Origin of the sequence: Parvibaculum sp. (genome assembly GCF_035511255.1) — a bacterium.
In the GTDB taxonomy this organism is placed as follows: domain Bacteria; phylum Pseudomonadota; class Alphaproteobacteria; order Parvibaculales; family Parvibaculaceae; genus Parvibaculum.
In genome coordinates this window covers 1-5,512 of sequence record NZ_DATKFR010000436.1, presented here as the reverse complement: position 1 = coordinate 5,512, position 5,512 = coordinate 1, and the positions used below count along the sequence as shown (strand labels likewise).

At 61.3% G+C, this 5,512-nt stretch carries 5 protein-coding genes; 2 read left to right on the top strand and 3 right to left on the bottom strand.

Going from position 1 to position 5,512, the window contains the following annotated elements; translation table 11 throughout:
- Positions 1 to 2,531, bottom strand: a 2,531-nt coding sequence (locus VMR03_RS16475; protein ID WP_325407143.1) for an error-prone DNA polymerase, incomplete at its 3' end; no start/stop codon positions are given.
- 19 nt (positions 2,532 to 2,550) lie between these two features.
- A complete protein-coding gene (locus tag VMR03_RS16470; RefSeq protein ID WP_325407141.1) occupies positions 2,551 to 4,155 on the bottom strand; it encodes a DNA polymerase Y family protein in 1,605 nt (534 codons plus the stop codon).
- A gap of 147 nt (positions 4,156 to 4,302) precedes the next feature.
- Here VMR03_RS16470 and VMR03_RS16465 point away from each other — a divergent pair, with 147 nt between their 5' ends.
- Entirely contained in the window at positions 4,303 to 4,563 is a 261-nt protein-coding gene (locus VMR03_RS16465) for a hypothetical protein (RefSeq protein WP_325407139.1), read from the top strand.
- A 17-nt stretch (positions 4,564 to 4,580) separates the two neighbouring features.
- Positions 4,581 to 4,853 carry a hypothetical protein gene (locus VMR03_RS16460; RefSeq protein WP_325407137.1) on the top strand — a complete coding sequence of 91 codons (273 nt, stop codon included), beginning with the start codon at positions 4,581 to 4,583 and terminating at the stop codon, positions 4,851 to 4,853.
- A 7-nt stretch (positions 4,854 to 4,860) separates the two neighbouring features.
- On the opposite strand, the gene VMR03_RS16455 is transcribed toward VMR03_RS16460, so the two are convergent.
- On the bottom strand, positions 4,861 to 5,512 hold a 652-nt coding region (locus tag VMR03_RS16455; RefSeq protein ID WP_325407135.1), incomplete at its 5' end, for a hypothetical protein.

The following is a 5,512-nucleotide window of genomic DNA, read 5'->3' as shown; positions in this document are numbered from 1 at the left end:
GGCGTGAGCCCGGTTTTGAGCCAGAGATGCCGCACGGAATCGAAACCTTTTCCGCGCTCCCTGACGATCGTCTCGCCCGTCTCTTCCTGCACACCCTTCACCTGGCGCATGCCGAGCCGCACGGCGCAGCGCGACCTTTCGGACACCGCTTCGAGCGTGCAGTCCCAGTCGCTGAAATTCACATCGACGGCACGCATCTCGACGCCATGTTCGCGCGCGTCGCGGACGAGTTGCGCGGGTGCATAAAAACCCATGGGCTGTGCATTGAGGATCGCCGCGCAGAAGACATCGGGGTAATGACACTTGATCCAGGCAGACACATAGACGAGCAGCGCGAAGCTCGCCGCGTGACTCTCCGGGAATCCATAATCGGCGAAACCTTCGATCTGCTTGAAGCAGCGCTCGGCGAAGTCGCGTTCGTAATTGCGCTCCACCATGCCTTCAATGAATTTCTCGCGATATTTCCCGATCGTACCGACGCGTCGGAAAGCCGCCATGGCACGGCGTAGCTGATCGGCCTCGCCCGGCGTGAAGCCTGCCGCGACGATCGCCATCTTCATCGCCTGCTCCTGGAAGAGGGGAACACCCATCGTCTTCGACAGAACCTGTTCGAGTTCGACCGAGGGGTAAGTCACTTCTTCGAGCTTATCGCGCCGGCGCAGATAGGGATGCACCATATCGCCCTGAATTGGCCCTGGCCGTACGATGGCAACTTCGACGACAAGATCGTAGAAGTTGCGCGGTTTTAGCCGTGGCAACATCGACATCTGCGCCCGGCTTTCCACCTGAAAGACACCGACGCTGTCGGCCTTGCAAAGCATGTCGTAAACGGCCGGATCGTTCTGCGGTACCGTCGCAAGGTTCATCTTGATGCCGTAATGCTTTTCCAGCATGACGAAGGCGCGACGGATGCAGGAGAGCATGCCGAGCGCCAGAACATCAATCTTCAGGATGCCGAGTGCATCGAGATCGTCCTTGTCCCATTCGACGAAGGTGCGCTTATCCATTGCGGCATTGCCGATCGGCACGACCTCTTCGAGCAGCCCCTTGGTGATGACGAAACCTCCGACATGCTGCGAAAGATGACGCGGAAAGCCGATGAGCTCGGCGGCTAGCGCCAGTGCCATTTCAAGTCGTCGGTCCGTTGGGTCAAGCCCCGTCTTGCGCGCGTCCTCTTCCGAAACGCCGTGATTGGACCAGCCCCAGGTCGAGCGCGCCAGCGCATTGATGACGTCCTCGGAAAGACCGAAGACCTTGCCGACATCGCGAATGGCGCTGCGCGACCGATAGGATATGACGGTCGCCGCGATGCCCGCTCGTTCGCGACCATACTTTTCATAAATATACTGGATCACCTCCTCGCGCCGCTCATGCTCGAAATCGACGTCGATGTCCGGCGGCTCGTTGCGATCCTTCGACACGAAGCGCTCAAAAAGAAGATCGATTTCAGTCGGGTCGACGGAGGTAATGCCGAGACAGTAGCAGACCGTGGAATTCGCAGCAGAACCGCGCCCCTGACAAAGAATGTCTTTACTCCGCGCATGACGAACGATGTCATGGACGGTGAGAAAATAAGGCGCGTAGTTCATTTCCTCGATCAGGGCGAGTTCATGCTCGATCGCCTTCCCGATCTTGTCCGGCACACCGCCCGGGAAACGCCATTGCATCCCCTCCTGCGTCAACCGCACGAGAAGTTGTTGAGGCGTCTCGTTTTCGGAGAAATTGTCGGCGGGATATTCATACTTCAATTCATCGAGCGAGAAACGGCAGCGCTCCATGATCTTGAGGCCCTCATCCAGCGCTTCCGGCGCGTGCGGAAAAAGGCGTGTCATTTCGGCGTCGGATTTCAAGTGGCGTTCCGCATTGGCCTCCAGACGCAAGCCCGCTGTTTCCAACGTACAATGCTCACGAATGCAGGTGAGCACATCCTGTAGAGGGCGACGCTCAGGCGCATGATAGAGCACGTCGTTCGTCACCAGCAGCTTCGTGCCCGTCTCGCGCGCGAGCCGTTCGAGAGCGGTGAAGCGCCGTGTATCGTTGCCATCATATCGCGGTGCGACACCAAGCCAGACGGATCGCGGGAATGCCCTTTCCAGCGTCCGGAGCGTTTCGCCAAAGGTCGATGTCAGATCGGAAGGCGGCATGGCGATGAAGCAGTGCCCTTCGCCGGCGGCAAGAATGTCGGCGAGCGCCAAATGGCACTCACCCTTCTTCGCGCGCCTGTTGCCGAGCGTGAGCAGTTTCGTCAGCCGCGCATAGGCCGTGCGATCCTCGGGATACGCGATGACCTCGAAACCATCTTGCATGACGAGTCGCGCACCGACGAGAAGTCGGAGCCCGTTCGCCTTGGCCGCCGCATGCATGCGCACCGCACCGGCTAGCGTATTGAGGTCCGCGACGCCGATCGCACTCAGGCCAAGAGCCTTCGCCGCCAGCACCAGCTCGTCAGCGTGGGAACCGCCGCGCAGAAAACTGAAATTCGTCATCACGGCAAGCTCGGCAAAGCCGCCCTTGCGGGAGAAGCGGATCATTTTTCACCTCTCTCTTTCATCATCCGAAAATTCCATGCAAGTACCAGCGCGGTTCCTGCGCATCGCGCGTATAAAGACCGTCGCGGTAAAGCCAGAAGCGGCGGCCTTCCTTGTCCTCGATGCGGTAATAATCGCGCGTTCGATCACCGTCGCGCCGCCACCATTCGGGCGCGACGCGTTCGGGACCTTCCGAACGCACGACATGATGCAGAACACGGCGCCAGCGGAAGCTGCGTGGCGGACCTTCCGGCACTTCGGCTGTGACCTCGATCGGCTCGACGCAGGCAAGCATGCGCAGGGGGCGGCCCATCGCACCATCGAGGCGCAGTAGATCGGGAATGCGCCAGTCATTGGGAGAGATGAATGCGGGAAACGGCGATGCTTCGCCCATCGCGGGAACGGCCACGACCGCGCGTTCGGGTATGTGACTTGCGCAAGGCTTCAGGCGGCGCACTCGGGAGGGGCCGAGACGGTTACCGATCCTATCGATCAGCGCGTCGATGTCCCGCATGCGGTGCGCCTCACCGGACAAGACGTCTTGCGACGGCGTCATGACATCGACGTCGAGCGCCGCAAGGCTCATCGCCTCGATGCCGAAACCCGCATCGAAATCGTCGCCGGTCTGTTTCAGCTTCTCGCGAAAGAGCCGTGAAAGATGGTGTGCATTGCGCGAAGGCGCGCTGGTGCCGGCGAGAAGTCGCATCACCTCGCCATCGACGCGGAAGAGCAGCAGCTCAAGCCGGCGCGCGCCTTTCTGATCGCGCGTGAGCAGATCGCCAAGCTCAAGAGCGAGACGCTCCACCACCGTTTCGATGTCCTCGATGCGCGTCAGGCCCTCCGCGAAGAGAAGCCGGGCGCGGAACGGCACCAGCGGCATTTCTGGTGAAATGGGTTCCGAAGCGCGCCCGAGTGCCTGGTCGAGACGACGAGTAACCTCCGTGCCGAAACGTGCCGTGATCGGCGCTCGGGGCCGGCCATAAAGATCGCCGATACGCTTCAGACCGAGTCTGTGCAGCCCGTCGGAAATATGGGTGGAGAGACGCAAGGCGCGCACCGGCAGATTTCCAAGTGCATGCTCCTCCTCACCGGCAGGCAAGCTGAAAACTGGCTTCTCGCCGAAGCGGGCAAGCGCCCAAGCCGCACCGGGCGTTGAGGCGGAGACGGCACGCGCCGCAATGCCGAAACCTCTCAGCCGTGCCATGAGATCATCGAGAAGCGCGGCCTCGCCGCCGAAGAGGTGATCGCAGCCGGTGATATCCATCAGGATGCCGTCGGGTTCTTCGCCGAGACCCTGCGCATCGGGAGCCGTCCATGGCGTATAGCGTCCGCACCAATCGGCGAGTTTTTTCAGCGCCGTCGCGTCGGCGGCAAAGTCCGCCTCACGCATATCCAGGGCCGGACAAAGCGCCATGGCATCTGCGACGAGCTGGCCCTGGGCGATGCCTTCTTTTGCCGCCGCATGATTGCGGGCGGTAATGCGGAGACCGCCTTGCGCAGCTGCGGCAAGAGCAAACGGTTGCCTGCGGTCGACCGGCTTCCCGACACTCCCTTTGAGGGTTCTGAAGAACCGATCCATCGGCCAATGCGGCAGAAACACTGCAACGATCCGTCGCCGCCCCGTCATCGACACGCCACCCATCATCAGAACAAAACAGGAACATAAATCTGACTCCACCCGTTTAAAAAGGCGAGTCAAAAAAATGTGAAATCAAACGCCGCCGTTTCGCCTTCTTCACGTTTAAGATGGAGACATCAAACAAGAGGCACCAAGATGAAAACCAGACGGGCTTTGTGGATCGGTGCCGTGATCGGCTTCGCCCTGCTTGCGGGGGCTTGCGCCGATCCCGCCGCCGAACAGGCGCGGCTCGATGCGGTCGACAATCAGAACTGCATCGATCTGGGCTTCAAGCCAGGCACAGAGCCCTATGGCAATTGCCGGCTGAAGCTGAAGGAGATTCGCGCCAAGGAGCGCGGATCTCAATCGCCCGATGTCAGCTTCGGTCTTGGTGTGGGTGTCGTTCATGGCTTTTAGGGCTTCAGGAGATGTGAATGCGTAAATGGTTAGCGGTGGCGGCCCTTCTGACGCTTGCCGCCTGTGTCAGTCCAGAAGAGCAGGCGGCAATGGACGCCGCCCAGCGGCAAGCCGATGGACAGGAATGCCAGAGCCTCGGCTTCAAGCCCGGCTCGACAGCCTTCGGCAATTGTATGCTGAAGCTGAAGGAAATCCGCGCGCAGGAAAACAACACGCGCGCCATCGATCGCGCCAATAACATGCCGCCGCCCTGGTGGGGTCCGCGCTATGGCCCGCCCTATTGGTGGTAACGGGCACCTATCCCGCCAGCCTTAATTCTGTTTTTCTCCGTTCCGCAGGTTTCAAGCGCGGCGCGGCAAATTCCAGACGTGCCCGATCCCATTCCATGCTCCATGACGCACCTCTTTCGGCGCCACGGCATCGTTCGAGCGTCACATGCCAGCATGGCCGACCGGGGAGCTGCATCTGGCGATCCTGCAATGGCAGATCGACCGGACTTGGCGCGGCGGCGATACGCCAGCGCGTGACCGCGGCACTTGCGCCGGCGCTTTGATGTCCGGTCAGAAGCAGAGCCGGCGCGCCGCCCTCTTCCGCCGCCAGTTGAAGCCGCCGCGTCGCGGTGAGATCGAAGGCACGTGCGCCGGCGTCGATCTCGCCCACGACCGCCGCGAAAGCACCCAGCCGCAGCGCCTCTTCCAGCGTCCATAGAAGTTCGACATCACGGGAGGGTGTAACGATAACGAGCCGCGCCGGATCGAGTCCGAAGCTTGCAAGCCCCGGTCCATAGAGCCCGCCAAAATCGAAAGGTGCGTGGCTCCCCTCGCACCAGAGAACCGGCGCCAGCGGAGCAGCCCCGGCAAAGCGCGCGACAAGGGCCGCCGTGAAGCCCATCGCCGCACCCATGTTGCTGTAATCGCTTGCCGCCACCTCGTGCAAAGCATCGCGTCGA

Coding starts and splice junctions, on each gene's coding strand:
- VMR03_RS16470 (WP_325407141.1), bottom strand. CDS start 4,155: ATGACGGGGCGGCGACGGATCGTTGCAGTGTTTCTGCCGCATTGGCCG.
- VMR03_RS16465 (WP_325407139.1), top strand. CDS start 4,303: ATGAAAACCAGACGGGCTTTGTGGATCGGTGCCGTGATCGGCTTCGCC.
- VMR03_RS16460 (WP_325407137.1), top strand. CDS start 4,581: ATGCGTAAATGGTTAGCGGTGGCGGCCCTTCTGACGCTTGCCGCCTGT.